The 16,686-nt window shown below is 64.4% G+C and carries 21 protein-coding genes; 7 read left to right on the top strand and 14 right to left on the bottom strand.

The features are described from left to right. Positions 1-213 precede the first annotated feature (213 nt). Positions 214-966, top strand: coding sequence for a sulfite exporter TauE/SafE family protein (locus tag CK218_RS08695; RefSeq protein ID WP_095827434.1), 753 nt, complete (start codon positions 214-216; stop codon positions 964-966). On the opposite strand, the gene trmD is transcribed toward CK218_RS08695, so the two are convergent. Further along, complete coding sequence (gene trmD / locus CK218_RS08690) at positions 948-1,649, bottom strand: tRNA (guanosine(37)-N1)-methyltransferase TrmD (RefSeq protein ID WP_095827433.1); 702 nt, start codon at positions 1,647-1,649, stop codon at positions 948-950. The two genes, CK218_RS08695 and trmD, sit on opposite strands and share 19 nt — an antisense overlap. After that, the gene (gene rimM / locus CK218_RS08685; RefSeq protein WP_095827568.1) at positions 1,646-2,242 is read right to left on the bottom strand and encodes a ribosome maturation factor RimM; all 597 of its coding nucleotides are present in this window, start codon (positions 2,240-2,242) and stop codon (positions 1,646-1,648) included. The genes trmD and rimM overlap by 4 nt, the downstream gene beginning before the upstream one ends. A 98-nt stretch (positions 2,243-2,340) precedes the next feature. Here rimM and CK218_RS08680 point away from each other — a divergent pair, with 98 nt between their 5' ends. Continuing rightward, on the top strand, positions 2,341-3,279 hold the full coding sequence (locus tag CK218_RS08680; RefSeq protein ID WP_095827432.1) for a tyrosine recombinase XerC: 939 nt from the start codon (positions 2,341-2,343) through the stop codon (positions 3,277-3,279). A gap of 185 nt (positions 3,280-3,464) precedes the next feature. Here the strand turns inward: CK218_RS08680 and CK218_RS08675 are convergent, their stop codons facing one another. Then, positions 3,465-4,070 carry a DUF1236 domain-containing protein gene (locus CK218_RS08675; RefSeq protein ID WP_095827431.1) on the bottom strand — a complete coding sequence of 202 codons (606 nt, stop codon included), beginning with the start codon at positions 4,068-4,070 and terminating at the stop codon, positions 3,465-3,467. Between the two features lie 64 nt (positions 4,071-4,134). Continuing rightward, the gene (locus tag CK218_RS08670; RefSeq protein ID WP_095827430.1) at positions 4,135-5,229 is read right to left on the bottom strand and encodes a putative zinc-binding metallopeptidase; all 1,095 of its coding nucleotides are present in this window, start codon (positions 5,227-5,229) and stop codon (positions 4,135-4,137) included. 467 nt (positions 5,230-5,696) lie between these two features. Here CK218_RS08670 and CK218_RS08660 point away from each other — a divergent pair, with 467 nt between their 5' ends. Continuing rightward, positions 5,697-6,494 (top strand): lytic transglycosylase domain-containing protein, encoded by a 798-nt coding sequence (locus CK218_RS08660; protein ID WP_066991813.1) that lies wholly within the window; start codon positions 5,697-5,699, stop codon positions 6,492-6,494. A 113-nt stretch (positions 6,495-6,607) separates the two neighbouring features. Here CK218_RS08660 and CK218_RS08655 read toward each other — a convergent pair whose 3' ends face one another. Next, positions 6,608-7,099, bottom strand: a complete 492-nt coding sequence (locus CK218_RS08655; RefSeq protein ID WP_245434950.1) for a hypothetical protein — start codon at positions 7,097-7,099, stop codon at positions 6,608-6,610. Positions 7,100-7,357: 258 nt separating this feature from the next. Next, on the bottom strand, positions 7,358-8,581 hold the full coding sequence (locus CK218_RS08650) for an argininosuccinate synthase (RefSeq protein WP_095827429.1): 1,224 nt from the start codon (positions 8,579-8,581) through the stop codon (positions 7,358-7,360). Positions 8,582-8,761: 180 nt separating this feature from the next. Between CK218_RS08650 and CK218_RS08645 the strand changes: the two genes are divergently transcribed. After that, positions 8,762-9,403 carry a LysE family translocator gene (locus CK218_RS08645; RefSeq protein WP_066991805.1) on the top strand — a complete coding sequence of 214 codons (642 nt, stop codon included), beginning with the start codon at positions 8,762-8,764 and terminating at the stop codon, positions 9,401-9,403. 14 nt (positions 9,404-9,417) lie between these two features. On the opposite strand, the gene CK218_RS08640 is transcribed toward CK218_RS08645, so the two are convergent. Both CK218_RS08640 and rlmN read right to left on the bottom strand, forming a co-directional pair. Next, a complete protein-coding gene (locus tag CK218_RS08640; RefSeq protein WP_066991800.1) occupies positions 9,418-9,885 on the bottom strand; it encodes a hypothetical protein in 468 nt (155 codons plus the stop codon). Next, positions 9,882-11,117, bottom strand: a complete 1,236-nt coding sequence (gene rlmN, locus CK218_RS08635) for a 23S rRNA (adenine(2503)-C(2))-methyltransferase RlmN (protein ID WP_095827428.1) — start codon at positions 11,115-11,117, stop codon at positions 9,882-9,884. The genes CK218_RS08640 and rlmN overlap by 4 nt, the downstream gene beginning before the upstream one ends. An 87-nt stretch (positions 11,118-11,204) precedes the next feature. Between rlmN and CK218_RS08630 the strand changes: the two genes are divergently transcribed. Next, the gene (locus CK218_RS08630) at positions 11,205-11,642 is read left to right on the top strand and encodes a hypothetical protein (RefSeq protein ID WP_245434949.1); all 438 of its coding nucleotides are present in this window, start codon (positions 11,205-11,207) and stop codon (positions 11,640-11,642) included. Between the two features lie 181 nt (positions 11,643-11,823). Beyond that, on the top strand, positions 11,824-13,170 hold the full coding sequence (locus CK218_RS08625; protein ID WP_095827427.1) for a chloride channel protein: 1,347 nt from the start codon (positions 11,824-11,826) through the stop codon (positions 13,168-13,170). Between the two features lie 97 nt (positions 13,171-13,267). Here the strand turns inward: CK218_RS08625 and CK218_RS08620 are convergent, their stop codons facing one another. The 4 genes from CK218_RS08620 to CK218_RS08610 all read right to left on the bottom strand — a co-directional run bounded on the left by CK218_RS08620 (position 13,268) and on the right by CK218_RS08610 (position 14,825). Further along, positions 13,268-13,774 carry an invasion associated locus B family protein gene (locus tag CK218_RS08620; protein ID WP_066991787.1) on the bottom strand — a complete coding sequence of 169 codons (507 nt, stop codon included), beginning with the start codon at positions 13,772-13,774 and terminating at the stop codon, positions 13,268-13,270. Positions 13,775-13,833: 59 nt separating this feature from the next. Next, the gene (locus tag CK218_RS29995; RefSeq protein WP_127214559.1) at positions 13,834-14,043 is read right to left on the bottom strand and encodes a hypothetical protein; all 210 of its coding nucleotides are present in this window, start codon (positions 14,041-14,043) and stop codon (positions 13,834-13,836) included. Further along, positions 14,040-14,402 carry a YkvA family protein gene (locus CK218_RS08615; protein ID WP_066991933.1) on the bottom strand — a complete coding sequence of 121 codons (363 nt, stop codon included), beginning with the start codon at positions 14,400-14,402 and terminating at the stop codon, positions 14,040-14,042. Before CK218_RS08615 ends, CK218_RS29995 begins: the two co-directional genes overlap by 4 nt. 129 nt (positions 14,403-14,531) lie before the next feature. After that, positions 14,532-14,825 carry a 4a-hydroxytetrahydrobiopterin dehydratase gene (locus CK218_RS08610; protein ID WP_066991930.1) on the bottom strand — a complete coding sequence of 98 codons (294 nt, stop codon included), beginning with the start codon at positions 14,823-14,825 and terminating at the stop codon, positions 14,532-14,534. Positions 14,826-14,874: 49 nt separating this feature from the next. Between CK218_RS08610 and CK218_RS08605 the strand changes: the two genes are divergently transcribed. Then, a complete protein-coding gene (locus CK218_RS08605) occupies positions 14,875-15,393 on the top strand; it encodes a low molecular weight protein-tyrosine-phosphatase (protein WP_082980364.1) in 519 nt (172 codons plus the stop codon). On the opposite strand, the gene thpR is transcribed toward CK218_RS08605, so the two are convergent. Further along, positions 15,297-15,893, bottom strand: a complete 597-nt coding sequence (gene thpR / locus CK218_RS08600; RefSeq protein ID WP_066991784.1) for an RNA 2',3'-cyclic phosphodiesterase — start codon at positions 15,891-15,893, stop codon at positions 15,297-15,299. The two genes, CK218_RS08605 and thpR, sit on opposite strands and share 97 nt — an antisense overlap. A 121-nt stretch (positions 15,894-16,014) precedes the next feature. Then, a complete protein-coding gene (locus tag CK218_RS08595) occupies positions 16,015-16,656 on the bottom strand; it encodes an arylesterase (protein ID WP_067323694.1) in 642 nt (213 codons plus the stop codon). Positions 16,657-16,686 lie beyond the last annotated feature (30 nt).

Raw genomic sequence — 16,686 nt, 5'->3', positions numbered from 1 at the left:
ATCGGACAGGGACGGCTACACCGCCATTTGTTGACGGGTCCGGAAGATCGTTCTTCCGGTTCGGGCGGCGACATACAGCTATTTCGGCGCTTTGTCACGCCTTTGACGCCTAATTTTTGAAAACTATGGCCTCATCATATTGCCGCCGTGCCGGGTTGCGCGCGCCATGCAAGCTTTCTAAGTCGGAGAAAGCTATTTCCCAGGCCTCGCTCGATGACATTCTTCGATGCCGTCCTGCTCTTCTTCGCGGGCTTTGTCTCGGGCGCGGTGAACGCCGTCGCCGGCGGGGGCACTTTCGTCACCTTCGGTGCCATGACGCTGGTCGGCCTGCCGCCGATCGTTGCCAACGCAACGTCCTCGGTGACACAGTTTCCGGGCTACATCACCTCGACGCTCGCCTATCTCGACGACATCAGACATTTCTGGCGCCAGGCGCTTGTGCTCTGCGTGATATCCGGCTTCGGCGCGCTGGCCGGTTCGCTCATTCTGCTGGCGCTCTCCAACACGTCCTTCCGTGCGCTTGTGCCCTGGCTGCTGATCGCCGCGACCGCCCTGTTCGCGGCCGGTCCGTGGCTGAAGCCGGCGGCCGGACCGGAGCACCAGGCCTCGCTCGGCTCGCTCGCGGGGTCGCTGGCGCAGTTCCTGACCTCGGTCTATGGCGGTTTCTTCGGCGCCGGCATGGGCGTGATGATGCTTGCCACCCTCGGCCTGACGCAGGCCGGCGACTACCACAAGCTCAATGCGTTGAAGAACATGCTGGCGGTGGTCATCGCGGCGATCGCCATCCTGGTTTTCGTTTCGGGCGGCGTCGTCGCCTGGCCGCAGGCGATCATCATGATCCCCGGCGGGGCGCTGGGCGGCTATGCCGGGGTGTGGATCGCCAGGCGCGTGCCGCAAGGCGTCGTGCGCGGCTTCGTCGTCGGCGTCGGCCTGTTTCTGGCCTTTTATTACTTCACCAAGGGCTGAGCACCCGCCAGCAGATCGGGCCGGCGCTCCAGCGTCAGCTTCTCCGCCTCGGCACGACGCCACGCGGCGATCTTCTTGTGATTGCCGGAGGTCAGCACTTCGGGGATTTGCCTGCCCTCGAATTCCTGCGGCCGTGTGTAATGCGGGTGCTCGAGCAGGCCGTTCTCAAAGCTTTCTTCCTCGCCTGAGACGGCGTTGCCCATCACCCCGGGCAGCAGCCGCACCACCGCATCGAGCAGCACCAGCGCGGCCGGCTCGCCGCCCGACAGGATGAAATCGCCGATCGAGACTTCCTCCAGGCCGCGCGCCTCGATCAGCCGCTGGTCGACGCCCTCGAAGCGGCCGCATAGGATGACGGCACCCGGCCCGGCGGCGAGCTCGCGCACCCGGGCCTGCGTAAGCGGTTTTCCACGCGGACTCATCAGCAACCTTGGACGTTCATCGCCCTGCGGCGAAACGTGGTCGATCGCCCTGGCCAGCACGTCGGCGCGCATCACCATGCCGGCGCCGCCGCCGGCCGGCGTATCGTCGACGGTGCGATGCCGGTCAGTGGCGAAGTCGCGGATCTGGATCGCTTCCAGCGACCAGGTGCCGGCTTCCAGTGCCCGGCCGGCAAGCGACAGCCCAAGCGCACCCGGAAACATCTCCGGATAGAGCGTCAGCACCGAGGCGGCAAAGCTCACCGGTTGCCCCCGGCATCCTTCGGCCCGCGCGGCCGCCCCTTCGGGTCGAACCCGGGCTGACCGGGCGCCTCGCTCTCCTCGTCATCGGCCAGCCCCGCCGCCAGCGGATCGACCTGAACGAAGCCGTCGGCGATCGACACATGCGGCACGGCGGCTTGCGTGAACGGGATCAGCACGCCCTTGCGGCCGGCGAGCGTGACGTCGAGTATGTCGCCGCCGCCGAAATTGTGCACGGCGACAATCCTGCCGATGACGCCGGTATCGTCCCTGACCTCCAGGCCGACGAGGTCGGCATGGTAGAACTCGTCCTCCTCACCGTCGTCCGGCAGCACCGAACGGTCGACGAACAGTTCCGTGCCGGCAAGCGCCTCGGCGGTGTTGCGGTCGCCGACACCCTTGAAGCGCACCACCACGACCGTGCCGGCCGGCCGGATGTCGAGGATCTGGAAGGCACGGCCATCCTTGGTATGCAGCGGCCCGTAGTCGGCGAGCGCCAACGGATCGCCGGTGAAGGTCTTTACCCGCAATTCGCCCTTGATGCCGTGTGCGGCGCCGATCACGGCCATCTGTACAGGGTTCTCGAGCTTCGACATCGGCATCACTTCCTTTGCCCTGCTCTAACCCTCTGAAGCCGTCATTTCAATGATCGGCTCTTCACCGCTTCCTAACCTGACTGCCCGAAAATGCCGGCATGCAGGAATTCCTCATCCCGGCAAAACCCGACCTCCAGGCGGCGCGCGAGAGCTGGCTCAAGATGCTCGCGCGCGAGCGCCGGCTGTCGCCGGAAACGGTCGAAGCCTATGAGCGCGACACGCGCCAGTTCCTGCATTTTCTGACCGGGCATTGCGGCGGCCCGCCCGGCATTTCCGATATCGCCGACCTGCGGCCGGCCGACCTGCGCGGCTTCCTCGCCGCGCGCCGCAACGGCGGCGCCGGCGCCCGCACGCTTGGCCGCGGCCTGGCCGGCATCCGTTCGCTGCTGCGCTTTCTCGAAAAGCGCGGCCTCGTCAACGCGGCGGGCGCGGCCGCCCTGCGCGCGCCGCGCCAGCCGAAATCGCTACCGAAACCGCTGACGGCGAGCGATGCCAAGCAGGTCGTGACTGTCGAGGGCCAACTGGCGGAGGAACCCTGGATCGCCGCCCGCAACGCCGCCGTGCTGACGCTGCTCTACGGCTCCGGCCTGCGCATCTCGGAAGCGCTGGGCTTGGCCGGGGCCGATCTCGCCACCGAGGCTGACACGGTCCTGCGCATCACCGGCAAGGGCGGCAAGACAAGGCTGGTGCCGGTGCTGCCGGTGGCGCTCAGGGCGGTCGCCGAATACCGGCGGCTGTGTCCCTTCCACATCGATCCGAAAGAGCTGCTGTTCCGCGGCGCTCGCGGCGGCCCGCTCAATCCGGCCATCGTCCAGCGCGAGATGGCGAAGCTGCGCTCGGCCCTCAACCTGCCGGAAACCGCGACGCCGCATGCCTTGCGCCATTCCTTCGCCACGCATCTGCTCGGCCGTGGCGGCGACCTGCGCACCATCCAGGAACTGCTCGGCCATGCCAGCCTGTCGACCACCCAGGTCTATACCGGCGTCGATACGGCAAGGCTGCTCGACATCTACGACCGGGCGCATCCAAGGGCGTGAAGCGTTTGGCGAAGCCGCCCCGCTTCCTCGTGCCAAGACGGAGCAACGAGCGGAGTGAACCCTGAAATCGTGCTGCAGGTCGAAACCGGCGGCTGTCGAGCAGCTGCAGGTAGCCTGACCCAACCTTGACATTCTTCGAAAGTCGGCCGCCCGTTTCCCGACGGCCGCCTCTCGAATACCCTAGGTCAGCGCATCACGTAGACGATGCGCCGCGTGCCCGGATCGACCAGCGCCGGCTGGTTGTTCACATAGACATAGCGGTAGTTGTAATCCGGGATCTCGCGCAGCTCGACCGTGTCGGGCAGCACCGCGCCGGTCACTACTTCGCCCTCGAGATAGACCGGATCGACCCGGTGCGTGGTGACATAGGTGCCGACCTCGGCCGGCGGCCTGGCGATCGGCTCGATGGCGTCGTCGCCGGAAACGATGGCGCCGGTGTAGGTGTCAGTGGTGTAGATATCATCGGTCGGCGGAGCCACGACGGCAATGCCGGCGTCGGCCGGCCGGCGCGTCACGACAACACGGCTGCCGCCGAATTCGGCAGTCACATAGTCGGAATAGACCCAACCTTTGCCGCCGGCTTCGGCGATGGTGCACCATTTGCTGCCTTCGATGCAGCCTCTGAGCGTCGCCGACTGGCCGGCAGCCAGCACGCCGATAACGGGATATTGCGGGCCGGGGCCGGCGCGGACATTCAGATCCGTCACTGCCGAGACGGGCGTGTCGGCAAGCGCCGCGCCCGACATGGCAAGCAGCGCACCGGCAAGTGCCGGAAACAATAGACTTTTCATGATTTCTCTCCGTTCTCAACGCTCCCTCGGGCTCGAAAACGAACCAGAACCTTATGCGTTCCGGCTAAAGTGCCGTCGCCTGCTCACGAATTGTTCCATTTGTTTTGGGCAAGTCGGTCAAAAGCTGGTGAACGAAGGCCAGTTTTTGCGCCGTCATCTCCGAAATGACGAAGGGATAAAGGTCGGGCAGACCCATGCAGCGGTTGATCGAATTGGAGGCCTCCGACAGCACCAGCCAGCGGGCGAGGATCCTTTCGAACGGTTCCGGCGTCGGATCGGGTTCGGCGGGCTCCCGCAGCGGATGTCCCCCTGTATCGCCGGGCGGCAGGTCATTGGCTTCCACTGTCTCCAGCCGGCCGAGGGGAAAATTCAGCGCATGCACCATCTCCAGCGTGTCGGTGATATGCAGGTGGTGCGCCCAGGTCTCGGCCCAGTCTTCCCAGGGGTGGGACGCCGCATAGGCCGAGATGTGGCGCTGCTCCCAGTCCGGCGGCGCGCCGTTGGCGTAGTGGGCCTTCAGCGCTTGCTCGTAGTCGACCCGCTCGTCGCCGAACAGAGCGCGAAAGCCCGAAAGTCGCTCGGGATCGTCGCGGATCAGCCGATCCCAGTAATAGTGGCCGAGCTCGTGGCGGAAGTGGCCGAGCAAGGTGCGGTAGTTCTCGCCCATCTCGACGCGCCGCCGCTCGCGCTCGGCGGAATCGGCCTCGGCGACGTTGAGGGTAATCCTGCCGTTGTCGTGGCCGGTCAGGATGCGCTCGCCGCCTGGTCCGCCGCCGATCGGATCGGCGAGGAAGTCGAAAGCGAGCCCGGCCTCGTCCTGCGGTCCGGCCTTGGGCGCGACCGGCAGGCCGAAGGCGAGTAGCGAATAGACGGCGCGTTTCTTGGCCGCCTCGACGCGGATCCAGCGCCGGCGGTTGCCCTCCACCGAAAGGTCGGGGATCAATTGGTTGAGCGCGCAAGCGCGGCAGAAAATCCTGCCCGGCTCGGCCCGCCAGTTGCAGGCGCACTCGTCGGCATTTCCGCATGGAACGGCGTCGCCGCCGGAAAGCACGAAACACGCCCGCCCCGGATCGTAAAGCACCAGGCTTGAACAGTTCAGGCATTGCGCGTTCTCGAAATAGAGACGGTGGCCGCAATGAGGGCAGTCGAACAGCTTCATCGGTCATCGAACCGCGGGAAAAGGTCACCGGAGTTGGGCATCGCCCAAACGCCCGTCACCGGCCCTCGTTCCGTTTCTATTTCGTCGCGAGCAGGGCGACGCCCCGCCTGGCCACGCTTTCGCCTGACAATGTCGCGCCGCAACAAAGCCTGGGTGAGCGGTCCGGCGACATGCTCGCCGGCGCAGAAGATCTTCTCCGCTACCGCCTGCATCAGTGCGGCGCGCGCTTCGGAACGGCCGGGATGGGCAGCCGCATAGGCGAGCCTGCGCCAATGATCACAATATCGACGTCTTCCCTCAAGACACGCCACAATAAATCCTTGCGCCATAATTTATGCTTGATCGTGGGCAAATTCCCCGGCATTCGCCAGCTTCAAGCGCCGCGCAGCCCGCGCGGGCGGTGACAACCGGGCGCTTCACTGGCAGATTTGCAGCCGGGACGTGATTCAGGCAACCAGGAGAACGATATGGCATTTTTTGCCAAGGGAAGGATTTTCATGGCCGCCGTTGTGGCGGCTTTCGGGCTGGCGACAGGCGCGCAGGCCGCGGCCAGCTGCGGCAAGAACGGCGCCGGCTTCGACGCATGGAAACAGCAATTTGCCGCGGAAGCACAAGCCGAGGGCGTGGGCCAGAGGGGTCTGTCCGCGTTGGCCGGCGCGACTTACGCGACAAGGACGATCGCTGCCGACCGCGCGATCCACAAGGCTTTCAGCGGCTCGGTTGAAGCGTTCATGCAGCGTCGTGGCGGGGCCGCGATCATTTCCAAGGGCCGTGCGTTGAAGAAGCAGAACGCGGCGATGTTCGACAGGATCGAACAGACTTACGGCGTGCCGCCGGGCGTCCTGCTTGCGATCTGGGGCATGGAGACTGGCTTCGGCGCGTCGATGGGCAACCAGAACACGGTCTCCGCCATTCTGACGCTGGCCTATGATTGCCGCCGCCCGGACTATTTCACCCCGCATGCCATCGCCGCCCTGAAGCTGGTCGATCGCGGCGCGCTGACCGCCTCCTCGGTCGGCGCCATGCATGGCGAGATCGGCCATACGCAGTTCCTGCCCGGAAATGTTCTGAAGTATGGCGTCGGCAACGGAAATCTGCGCGACAGGAACACGGCGCTGGCTTCCACCGCCAACTTCCTCAAAGCCCATGGCTGGCAGGCCGGCGCGGGATATGAGGCGAATATGGGCGCCATCGCCGGCTGGAATTCGGCAAGCGTCTATCAGCAGGCCATCGCCCGCATCGCCGAGGCGATCGACGCCAACTGATGCAATATCTCCATTCCGAGGAGAAGCCCGGCCTGCGCCGGGCTTTTTGTTACGGAGCAAGGATCAAAACCCAACCACCCGGAACGACCAGGTTCGATCTCATCACCTAACTCTCAATCATTCGCGTAGCCGCTCAATGGACATTTCCGGGAAACGGGAATCTGGAAGGTACCGGTAGTGCCGTTGCAGGTACGGAATTTGGGGTTCCGCGGCGCTGGAGTAGCCGCCTTTGGCCTGTCCTCGATCACCGTCGGGACTCCGGCAGCTTGCGAGTAGCTGCCGACTAAGGGGCATTTCTCGGAAGCGGCAACCTCGAAGGAGCCGGTGATAACATTTGAGCAGGTACGGAATTTAGAGTTCCGCGGCGCCGGTGTGGCCGCAGCAGCCGCCTTAGACTTGCCCTTGATGACCAACCAGATTTCGGTCGGCTGGTCGAGCTGCAGCCTGTTTATGTCGGAGTAGCTGATGCGGCCGCTGCGTATCCCCTCGGCTATGCGCTGGCAGAACAAGGCCGGCATGCGCTCCTGCGAGACGCCCATGAAGGAGGCGATTTCGTGCTTGAACGTGATGCTCCATAAATGGACAGCGGAGATGCACCCGTCCAAATTAGCCGCAGACGCCTGCTTCGTGGCTGCTTGCGAGCGCACGTCATCAAGGTCAACGCCGTCGCGACCAGAAGAGAAATACTACTTTTCACTGTTAAAACCCCCCCGCATCCCGCTAGCGAACTTAATTGGAGCGGCGGAAAGGTCAAACGATAATTTCTCTGAAGTAGTCTGAACTTTTCTAGATTAGATACGCGAAATAAAACCCGGCGTCTCCGCCGGGTTTTCCCGCTTATCTCAACTTTCGACGTTCGGATATCAGCCTTCGCGGTTCCTTGCCGCCAGCGTCCGCAACCGCAGCGCATTGAGACGGATGAAGCCGGCGGCGTCCTTCTGGTCGTAAGCGCCGCGGTCGTCCTCGAAGGTGACCAGCGCGTCGGAATAGAGCGTCTTCTTCGACTTGCGGCCGGTGACGATGACATTGCCCTTGTAGAGCTTCAGCCGCACCGTGCCTTCGACGTCTTCCTGGCTCTTGTCGATCATCGCCTGCAGCATCACGCGCTCGGGCGAGAACCAGAAGCCGTTGTAGATGAGCTCGGCGTAGCGCGGCATGAACTCGTCCTTGAGGTGCCCGGCACCGCGGTCGAGCGTGATCGATTCGATCGCCCGATGGGCGGCGATCAGGATGGTGCCGCCGGGGGTCTCGTAGACGCCGCGCGACTTCATGCCGACGAAACGGTTTTCGACAAGGTCGAGACGGCCGATGCCGTTGTCGCGGCCGAGGTCGTTGAGCGCCGCCAGCATGGTCGCCGGCGACAGTTTTTTGCCGTTGAGCGCAATCGGATCGCCCTTCAGGAATTCGATCTCGATCTCGGTGACGACGTCCGGCGCGTCCATCGGCGAGACGGTGCGCTGGTGGACGAATTCCGGCGGCTCGCTCCACGGATCCTCGAGCACCTTGCCTTCCGAGGAGGAATGCAAAAGGTTGGCGTCGACCGAGAACGGCGCATCGCCGCGCTTGTCTTTCGGCACCGGGATCTGATGCTGCTCGGCGAAGTTGATGAGATCGGTGCGCGACTTGAACGACCAGTCCCGCCATGGCGCGATGACCTTGATGTCGGGGTTCAGCGCGTAAGCCGAAAGTTCGAAGCGGACCTGGTCATTGCCCTTGCCGGTGGCGCCATGCGCGATGGCGTCGGCACCTGTTTCTTTGGCGATCTCGACCAGATGCTTGGAGATCAGCGGCCGGGCGATCGAAGTGCCGAGCAGATATGTGCCTTCATAGACGGCGTTGGCGCGGAACATCGGGAAGACGAAGTCCGAAGCGAATTCCTCGCGCACGTCGACGATGCGGATGTCCTTGATGCCCATCATCTCGGCCTTGCGGCGCGCCGGCTCCAGCTCGCCGCCTTGGCCGAGATCGGCGGTGAAGGTGACGACTTCGGCGCCGAGCTCGGTCTGCAGCCATTTCAGGATGATGGAGGTGTCGAGGCCGCCGGAATAGGCGAGCACGACTTTCTTGACGTCTTTGGTCTTGGACATTTTGGCGGTTCCGCGGGAAGATGGCTTCGCGGGCGAGGTATCACGGCCCTTCCGGGCGGCGCAAGAGACGAACAGATGCCCGCCGGTGGCACAGGCTGGGCCAGATGTTTGCCTGAACAGACGCTGGCGACGCAAAAATCGCCGCGTTATAGAGCTGCGCGATCCACTCCGAGGCGACCCATGTCCTTCATTCCCGACACTTCGACGCTCATCCAGTTCGCCATCGCCACGCTCATCCTGGCGATCACGCCGGGACCGGACATGACGCTGTTCGTGTCGCGCACGCTGAGCCAGGGCCGAGCCACCGGCTTCGCCTCGATGGCAGGCGCGCTATGCGGCACGTTGGTCCACACCACGCTGGTGGTGGTCGGCGTCTCGGCGCTGATCGTGGCCTCTCCCATGGCCTTCTTTGCGCTGAAGATTTTCGGCGCCGGCTATCTGGTGTTTTTAGCCTGGCAGGCGGTGACCAAAGGCTCGGCCTTTTCGCCGGAGAAGAAGACGGGACCGCAAATCTCGCTGTTCCGCAGCTGGGCGGCCGGGCTCGGGGTCAATCTCCTCAACCCGAAGATCATCCTGTTCTTCATGACGTTCCTGCCGCAATTCGTCTCCGCGCATGACCCGTACGCGCCCGGCAAGCTGTTCTTCCTCGGCGTCACGTTCATCGTGCTGTCGATTCCGGTGACGGCGCCGATGGTGCTCGCGGCGGAGAAATTCGCGGCGGCGATGAAGGCGAGCCCGCGCGTCACGCGCGTGGTCGACTATCTGTTCGGCGGCGTGTTCTCGGCCTTCGCGCTCAAGATCCTGACGGCACAGGCGAAGTAGAGCCCGCGCCGAGCTCAGGGCTCCAGATCGGGCAGCGCCTCGCGGCGCCAACTGCCGGCCCAGCGGCCGGCGGAGAGCCAGTAGAAGATGCCGCCGACCATGCCGCTGCCGATCAGCGCGAGCCTGACATTGTTGTCGGCGACATCGAAATCGCCGTCGCCGATGTTATGCGCGAAGCCGAGGAAGACGACGGCGATCACGGCGCCGCCCAGCGCATAGAACAGCCAGTCGCGGCGGCCGAGCACTTCGGCGATCAGGATGACGATCGCCGCCGGCATGAAGCCGAAATAGGCGACGAACAGTGCCAGGAAAGGCACCGAAAAATAGAGCGCGGGCGCGATCGTCTGATGTCCGGGCTCCGGCGCATAGCCGAAATAGCCGAGGAACAGCACGTTGAGAAAGGCGCTCGCCGCCAGCGAGGCGATGACATAGCCGATCAGGATGGCGGCGAAGCGGACGAGATAGGCGATGATACGCCTCACGCCTCGCCGTGCCCCGCGATCATCATCGCTTCAAGCGCCAGCCGGTCGACCTTGCGCATGCGTTCCGATTCCGACTTGAGCTGGCCGCAGGCGGCGAGGATGTCGCGGCCACGCGGCGTGCGGATCGGTGAGGCATAGCCGGCATTGTTGACGTAATCGGCGAACTTCTCGATCGTCTCCCAGTCCGAGCACTGATAGTTGGTGCCGGGCCACGGGTTGAACGGGATCAAGTTGATCTTGGCCGGAATGCCCTTGAGCAGCTTGACCAGCTCCTTGGCGTCCTCGAGGGAATCGTTGACGTCCTTCAGCATCACATATTCGAAGGTGATGCGGCGGGCGTTGGAGAGACCCGGATAGGCGCGGCAGGCAGCGATCAGTTCCTTCAGCGGATACTTCTTGTTGATCGGCACCAGCAGGTCGCGCAGGTCGTCATTGGTGGCATGCAGCGAGATCGCCAGCATGACGCCGATCTCCTCGCCGGTGCGGGCGATCTCCGGCACGACGCCCGAGGTCGACAGCGTGATGCGTCTTTTCGAAAGGGAAAGTCCGTCGCCGTCGGAAGCGATCAGCAGCGCCTTCTTCACCGCCTCGAAATTGTAGAGCGGCTCGCCCATGCCCATCATGACGATGTTGGATACCTTGCGGCCCTCGGCCGGCACGATGGCGCCGTCCGGCGTGTCGCGGTCGGGGAAATCGCCGAGCCGGTCGCGCGCGGTAAGCAGCTGCGCCAGGATCTCTTCCGTCGTCAGGTTGCGCACCAGCTTCTGCGTGCCGGTGTGGCAGAAAGAGCAGGTCAGCGTGCAGCCGACCTGCGAGGAGATGCAGAGCGTGCCGCGGCCTTCCTCCGGAATATAAACGGTCTCGATCTCGACCGGACGGCCGGCGCCGCGCGGCGGAAAGCGAAACAGCCATTTGCGTGTGCCGTCGGAAGAGATCTGCTCCTCGACGATCTCGGGCCGCGCGACGGTGAAATGCTTGTCGAGCTCGGCGCGCAGATCCTTGGAGATGTTGAACATATGGGCGAAGTCGGAGACCCCGCGCACATACATCCAGTGCCAGAGCTGCTGGGCGCGCATCTTCGCCTGGCGCTCCGGCACGATGCCGGCGTGAACCAGAGCGGCGCCAAGCTCGGCACGCGTCAGACCGATCAGCGACGGCTTTTCGGCCGGCGTGGCGCGGGCGCGCAAGGCGTCGCGAGCGCCTTCGGCGGTCAGATCGAATGAAAGGGTCATGGTTGCGCCAATATAAGCGGTTTGCGGCCGATTTCAGCATCGTGCCTGAAATGAAACGCGCGCATAGCACAGCTTGCGACCGGAGTCATGTCGGCGGCACAGGCGGCCGGTGTCGCTATTCCCGCCCCGGCTGAGATCACATATTCGTGTTGGCGTAACAGCGCGAAGCGCACCCGCGAACCTGAAAGGGGCGACTATGCCCTTGCAGAAATGGGAGTAAGCGGAATGCATTCGATCAAGCTTGTTGCCGTCGCCGGTCTCGCAAGCCTTTTTGCCTCGCAGGCGTTCGCCGAGGATACGATGGGCACGATGACCATGATGAAGGGTGGGCAAGTGACGGCGATCATGCCCGACGGCCATATGGGCACCATGATGCCTGACGCCAAGATGAGCGCCGAAATGATGAAGATGGCGAAGCCGATCAAGCATTGCATGATGATAATCACCGACGCCAAAGGCAAAGCCTACATGATCGATACGTCGACCAAGAAGGCCCAGGCCGAATGTGAAAAGATGGCGATGTGAGAGTGGTCGGACTCGCCAACCCTGCTGCCCGCCGGCGCAGGCCGGCGGGATATCCAAACCGCGGTCCTGCCCTGGCTCCTCGATCTCCGATTTTCGTCGCTCGCATCGACCCGACCTGACCTCGCAGGCTTGATCCTCCCTCTCAATGTGCTAGGGGCGGGTCATCACCCAGAGGACAGGCATGGCCGGCATATCGCGTAGATACCCGATGCTGCGGCGCTCGCAGGCTATGTGGGCGTCGCGCCGCGTCTGGCAGCCGCGCCTTGTGTTCTGGGCCGGCGCCATCTCGATCGGGTTGATCAGCGTGCTGTTCGCCATGCTGGCCGACCGGGCGCAGGCGCTGTTCCACGTCGTCACCGGCGGCGATAGCGGCAGCTGGCGCTTTTATCTGCCGCTGGTCATGACGCCCGCCGGCTTCGTGATTTGCGCCTGGCTTGCCCATTCCTTCTTTCCGGGATCGCAAGGCAGCGGCATTCCGCAGGCGATCGCCGCCCGTCACCTGCGCGATGACGAGGATCGCGGCCACCTTCTTTCGCTGCGCCTGGCAGCGGGCAAGGTTGCGCTTACCGTCATCGGTCTCGCCTGCGGCGGATCGATCGGCCGCGAGGGCCCGACGGTGCAGGTCGGCGCCTCACTCATGCTTCAGGCGGCGCGCTGGGGCGGCATGGCGCAGGCGCGCGGCCTGATCCTGGCCGGCTCGGCTGCCGGCGTCGCCGCCGCCTTCAACACGCCGCTCGCCGGCATCGTCTTCGCCATCGAGGAGATGGGTCGCGCCTATGAGTCGCGCACCAACGGGCTGGTGCTGACGGCGGTGATCCTCGCCGGCCTCGCCTCGCTCGGCCTGCTCGGCAACTACACCTATTTCGGCGTCGCCACGGGGACGGTGGCCTTCGCCACCGACTGGCCGCTGGTGATTGCCTGCGGCGTCATCGGCGGCGGCTTCGGCGCGCTGTTTTCGCTGTTGGCGCTGAGGATCACGCGGCGCGTCCGACGCTGGAATGGCCTGCAGCCATTGTGGCGCGCGCTGCTCGTGGCAGGCATCTGCGGCCTGGCGGTTGCCGCGATCGGTCTCGTCTCGGGCGGCCTTACCTTCGGAACCGGCTACACTCAGGCCCGCGGCGCCGTCGAAGGCGCGCCGCTACCCGCGTTCTTCTTCCTGGAAAAATTCGCGGCCGGCGTGCTGTCGATGGTGTCGGGCATTCCGGGCGGCATCTTCGCGCCGTCGCTGGCGGTGGGCGCCGGCCTCGGCAGCACGCTTGGCCTGGCGTTCGGCGCCGGCACAGGCCTCGCCGCGCTGCTCGGCATGGCCGGCTATTTCGCCGGCGTCGTGCAGGCGCCGATGACGGCCTTCGTCATCATCCTCGAAATGACCGGCAACCACGACAACGTCATCGCGCTGATGTGCGCGGCGATGCTCGGCTACGGCACGGCGCGGCTGATTTCCAACGAGCCGCTCTATCACGCGCTGTCGCGCGTGTTCATCGCCGAGGCGATCAGGCGGCGCAGGGCCGTCGAGCAGCAAGGCTGAATGGCGAGCTTGGCGCTTCGCCTTAGTCGCTTGTCCCTGGCCGCGCTTGCGGGAGGCGGACTTCGATATTGCTATCCTCCGCCAAGGGAGCCTCAGCCTATTTGCACTTGGCGATCGAGGCCAGCGCGGCCGAGATGCCCTTCAGCGAAAAGACGTAGGAAGTCGGGTTGCCGCGGCCGGACTTCGCCTGCACCTTCATGTCGGTGCCCGTCTTCATGGCGGCGATCAGCACCGGCTCTTCAGCGGCGTTCTCGACCCAGGCCGACTTGCCGCGGGTGAACATCGAGAAGGACTTCTTGTCGATGGTGACGGTGGCCTTGGAGCCTTCCTGGAAGTTGTAGCCGGCGATGAACTGCGGCTCATAGGACACCTGCTGCCCGGGCCGCTGGCTGACGAAGAAGAACATGTCGCCATGGTCGAGCTTCGGCGGCTGCTTGTCGGTCGGCACCGTGAGCACATAACAGACCTTGCCGCCTGCCGACTGATAGCTGTAGGTGCCCCACGCGTTGTGCTGGCCGATCTTGGTCGCCTGCTGCGCCAGCGCCGGCGCCGCGAAGGCGGCCGCCAGGACCAGGCTGGAAACTGTAGCAATCAATCCGCGCATCGTTCTTCCCGTATTCCGAAATGGTGCGGAGGCGGGCCGCATGGCGTCCTGCCGTCGCTTCATTTTGATTTAATCAGGGTTACCAAACGGTGAATTTTTCCCAACAAAAGGAACTCACCCCAGGAAACCGCCGCCATTCGCGCCGCCGCTTCCACGCGGCGGTCGCGATGTCCCGGCGCGAACTTGGAGGGCACGAAAGCGGCAAGAGTTTGTCTTTTCGCGCGGGCGGTTTCGCGGTTTCGTTGTGGCGAAAAGTCAGCCAGGATCAACCTTTGTCGGCGAGGGCGTCCCTGGCGGCCTGCCGGTGCGCCGGCGTGATATGGGCGCTGACGGCGGTGATCGCCGCGGTAAGCACGGCAAGGTCATCGGTGAACCCGAGACCGAGTACGAAGTCGGGGATGAAATCCACCGGCAGCACGAAATAGCCGAGCGCGGCAAGCAGGGTACCCTTGGTGCGCAGCGGCGTGTCCTTGTCCATGGCGCAATAGTAGGCGGCGACCACCTCCTCCATGAACGGTATCTGCCGGGCAGCCTTCTTGGCGGTGCGCCAGAACTTCTCGCGCACCTCACCTTCGCCGGCGAGCCTGTCGCCGAAGCCAAAGAAATCGAAACGGGATTCCTGCGCCATCAATCTCTCCTCGGCCACGCGCCAGCTTGCGTTGCGGCCACCGCGGAAGATGTGGTGAAAGCGGCACCCCCCTGCAAGAGTCTCCACCGTTGCCGACCCGGAAAATCGGAACGGACTTATCGGCAGTCGTTAGCCGAAATAGCGGTTCATTCGCTTCGCCAGTTCGATGTCTAGCGCCGTGACGCCGCCGGCGTCATGCGTGTTCAGCGTGACGTCGACGGTCTTGTAGACGTTCGACCAGTCCGGGTGGTGGTCCATCTTCTCGGCGGCCAGCGCCACGCGGGTCATGAAGGCGAAGGCCTCGGAGAAGTTCTTGAAGCCGAAGCTGCGCTTGATGGAGGCGCCGTCGGCGGCCAGCGACCAGCCTTCGAGTTCCGCCAGCGCTGCGGTGATCGCTTCCTTGTTGAGTTTTTCCCTGGTCATGTCGGGTTCCCGTGCTATTCGGAGGTAATCCAACCATAGCGCCGGATCGATGAGCGCAAAGCCCATAAAATCCATTCTGTTCGTCTGCCTCGGCAACATCTGCCGCTCGCCCTTGGCCGAAGGCGTCTTCCGCGCCGTGTGGGCCGAGCGCGGGGAAGGTCGGGACATCCTTCTCGATTCGGCCGCGACCAGCGGCTGGGAGGTCGGCTCCGCGCCCGATCCGCGTTCGATCGCGGTTGCCACAAGGCACGGCATCGACATTTCCGCGCAAAAGGCGCGCAGGATAGCGCTGGACGATTTCTCGCGCTTCGACCTGATTCTCGGCATGGACCGGACAAATGTGCGCGATCTGAAGGCGTTGGCGCCGCAGGCCGCGCGCGACCGCATCCATCTCTTCCTGGAGTTTGCCAGCGGAAATGCGCGCGATGTGCCGGACCCTTACTACGAAGACCAGCAGGCCTTCGTTTCGGTCTACCGCATGATCCGCGAGGCGTCGGAGGCGCTGGCGAAGCGGCTGGAAGCGAGCGGATCGGCGCCGACCAGCGGCCAGGCTTCCTCGACGATGTAGGGGCCGCCGCCGACCGAATCGCGCGACGACATCAAGACGAAGCGGCCGACCCGGAAGGGCAGCGTGGAAAAGTTGCCGCGCGCCGACAGATATTGCGCGACATCCGCCGGGCTCGAATTGCGCAGGCGCGCGAGCGTCACATGCGGCGAGAATTTGCGCGGATCGGCCGGCAGGCCGAGCCGCTGGCAGATGCGGTCGATCTCGCCCTGCAGTGCCACCAGGTCCGGCGAGGCGGACACGCCGGCCCATACGGCGTGCGGCTTCTTGCCGCCGAAAGCGCCCACGCCGGAGAGCGCCAGGGGGAAGGAGGGACGGTTGACGCGATCGAGCGCATTGGCGATGTCGTCGGCGATATGGCCCTCCACATCGCCGATGAAGCGCAGCGTCAGATGATAGTTTTCGACGTCGATCCAGCGGGCTCCGGGCAGGCCGCCCCGGAGCAGCGAGAGTGAAAGCGCGGCATCACGCGGAATTTCGAGGGCGGTGAAAAGACGTGGCATGGGAAGCCTCCTGTCCTCGAATCGAAACTCTCGCCCCTAGCGAATCATCGATAGCCATGCGGGGCAAGCGGTTTGTTGTCCACAAGCTTTCCCCTGGGGAAACCGTGGCGTTTTGGTCTCATCACGCGCCGCCCTTGGCGGCGATGGCCTTTTCCACGACCGGTAGAATGCCTTTGACCATGACGTCTATTCCCTTCGGGTTGGGATGAAGGCCGTCCTCCAGCTGCATGGCCGGGTGGCCGGCGACCCCATCAAGAAAAAACGGATAGAGCGGAACGGCGTATTTCGCGGCAAGCTTCGGGTAGATGGCGTCGAAGGCCTTCTGGTACTCGGCGCCGAGATTGGGCGCTGCAAGCATGCCTGCCAGGAGCACCGGGATGTTCCGTTGCTTCAACTTGGCCAACATAGCGTCGAGATTTTTCTCGGCGATCTCGGGCGAGACGCCGCGCAGCATGTCGTTGGCGCCGAGCTCAAGGATGACGAGCCCGGTGCCGTCGGGCACCGACCAGTCGAGCCGCGCGAGGCCGCCGCTTGTGGTGTCGCCGGAAACCCCGGCATTGCCGACGGCGACGTCGAGGCCTTTTGCCTTCAAGGCCGCCTGCAATTTATCGGTGAAGCCCTCATCGGGACCAAGGCTGAACCCCGCCATCAGGCTGTCGCCGAAGCCGACGATCTTGAACGTATCGGCGCGCGCCGGCGAAATGGCACCGCAAACCACCAGGAGAAGAGTGAGGGCTGCGGCAGCTGAGTGTTTGAAAGCCATGCGGCGAGCCCCATATGACCGACACGATTC

Source organism: Mesorhizobium sp. WSM3879 (genome assembly GCF_002294915.1).
GTDB lineage: Bacteria > Pseudomonadota > Alphaproteobacteria > Rhizobiales > Rhizobiaceae > Mesorhizobium.
This window is presented reverse-complemented; position numbering and strand designations above follow the sequence as displayed.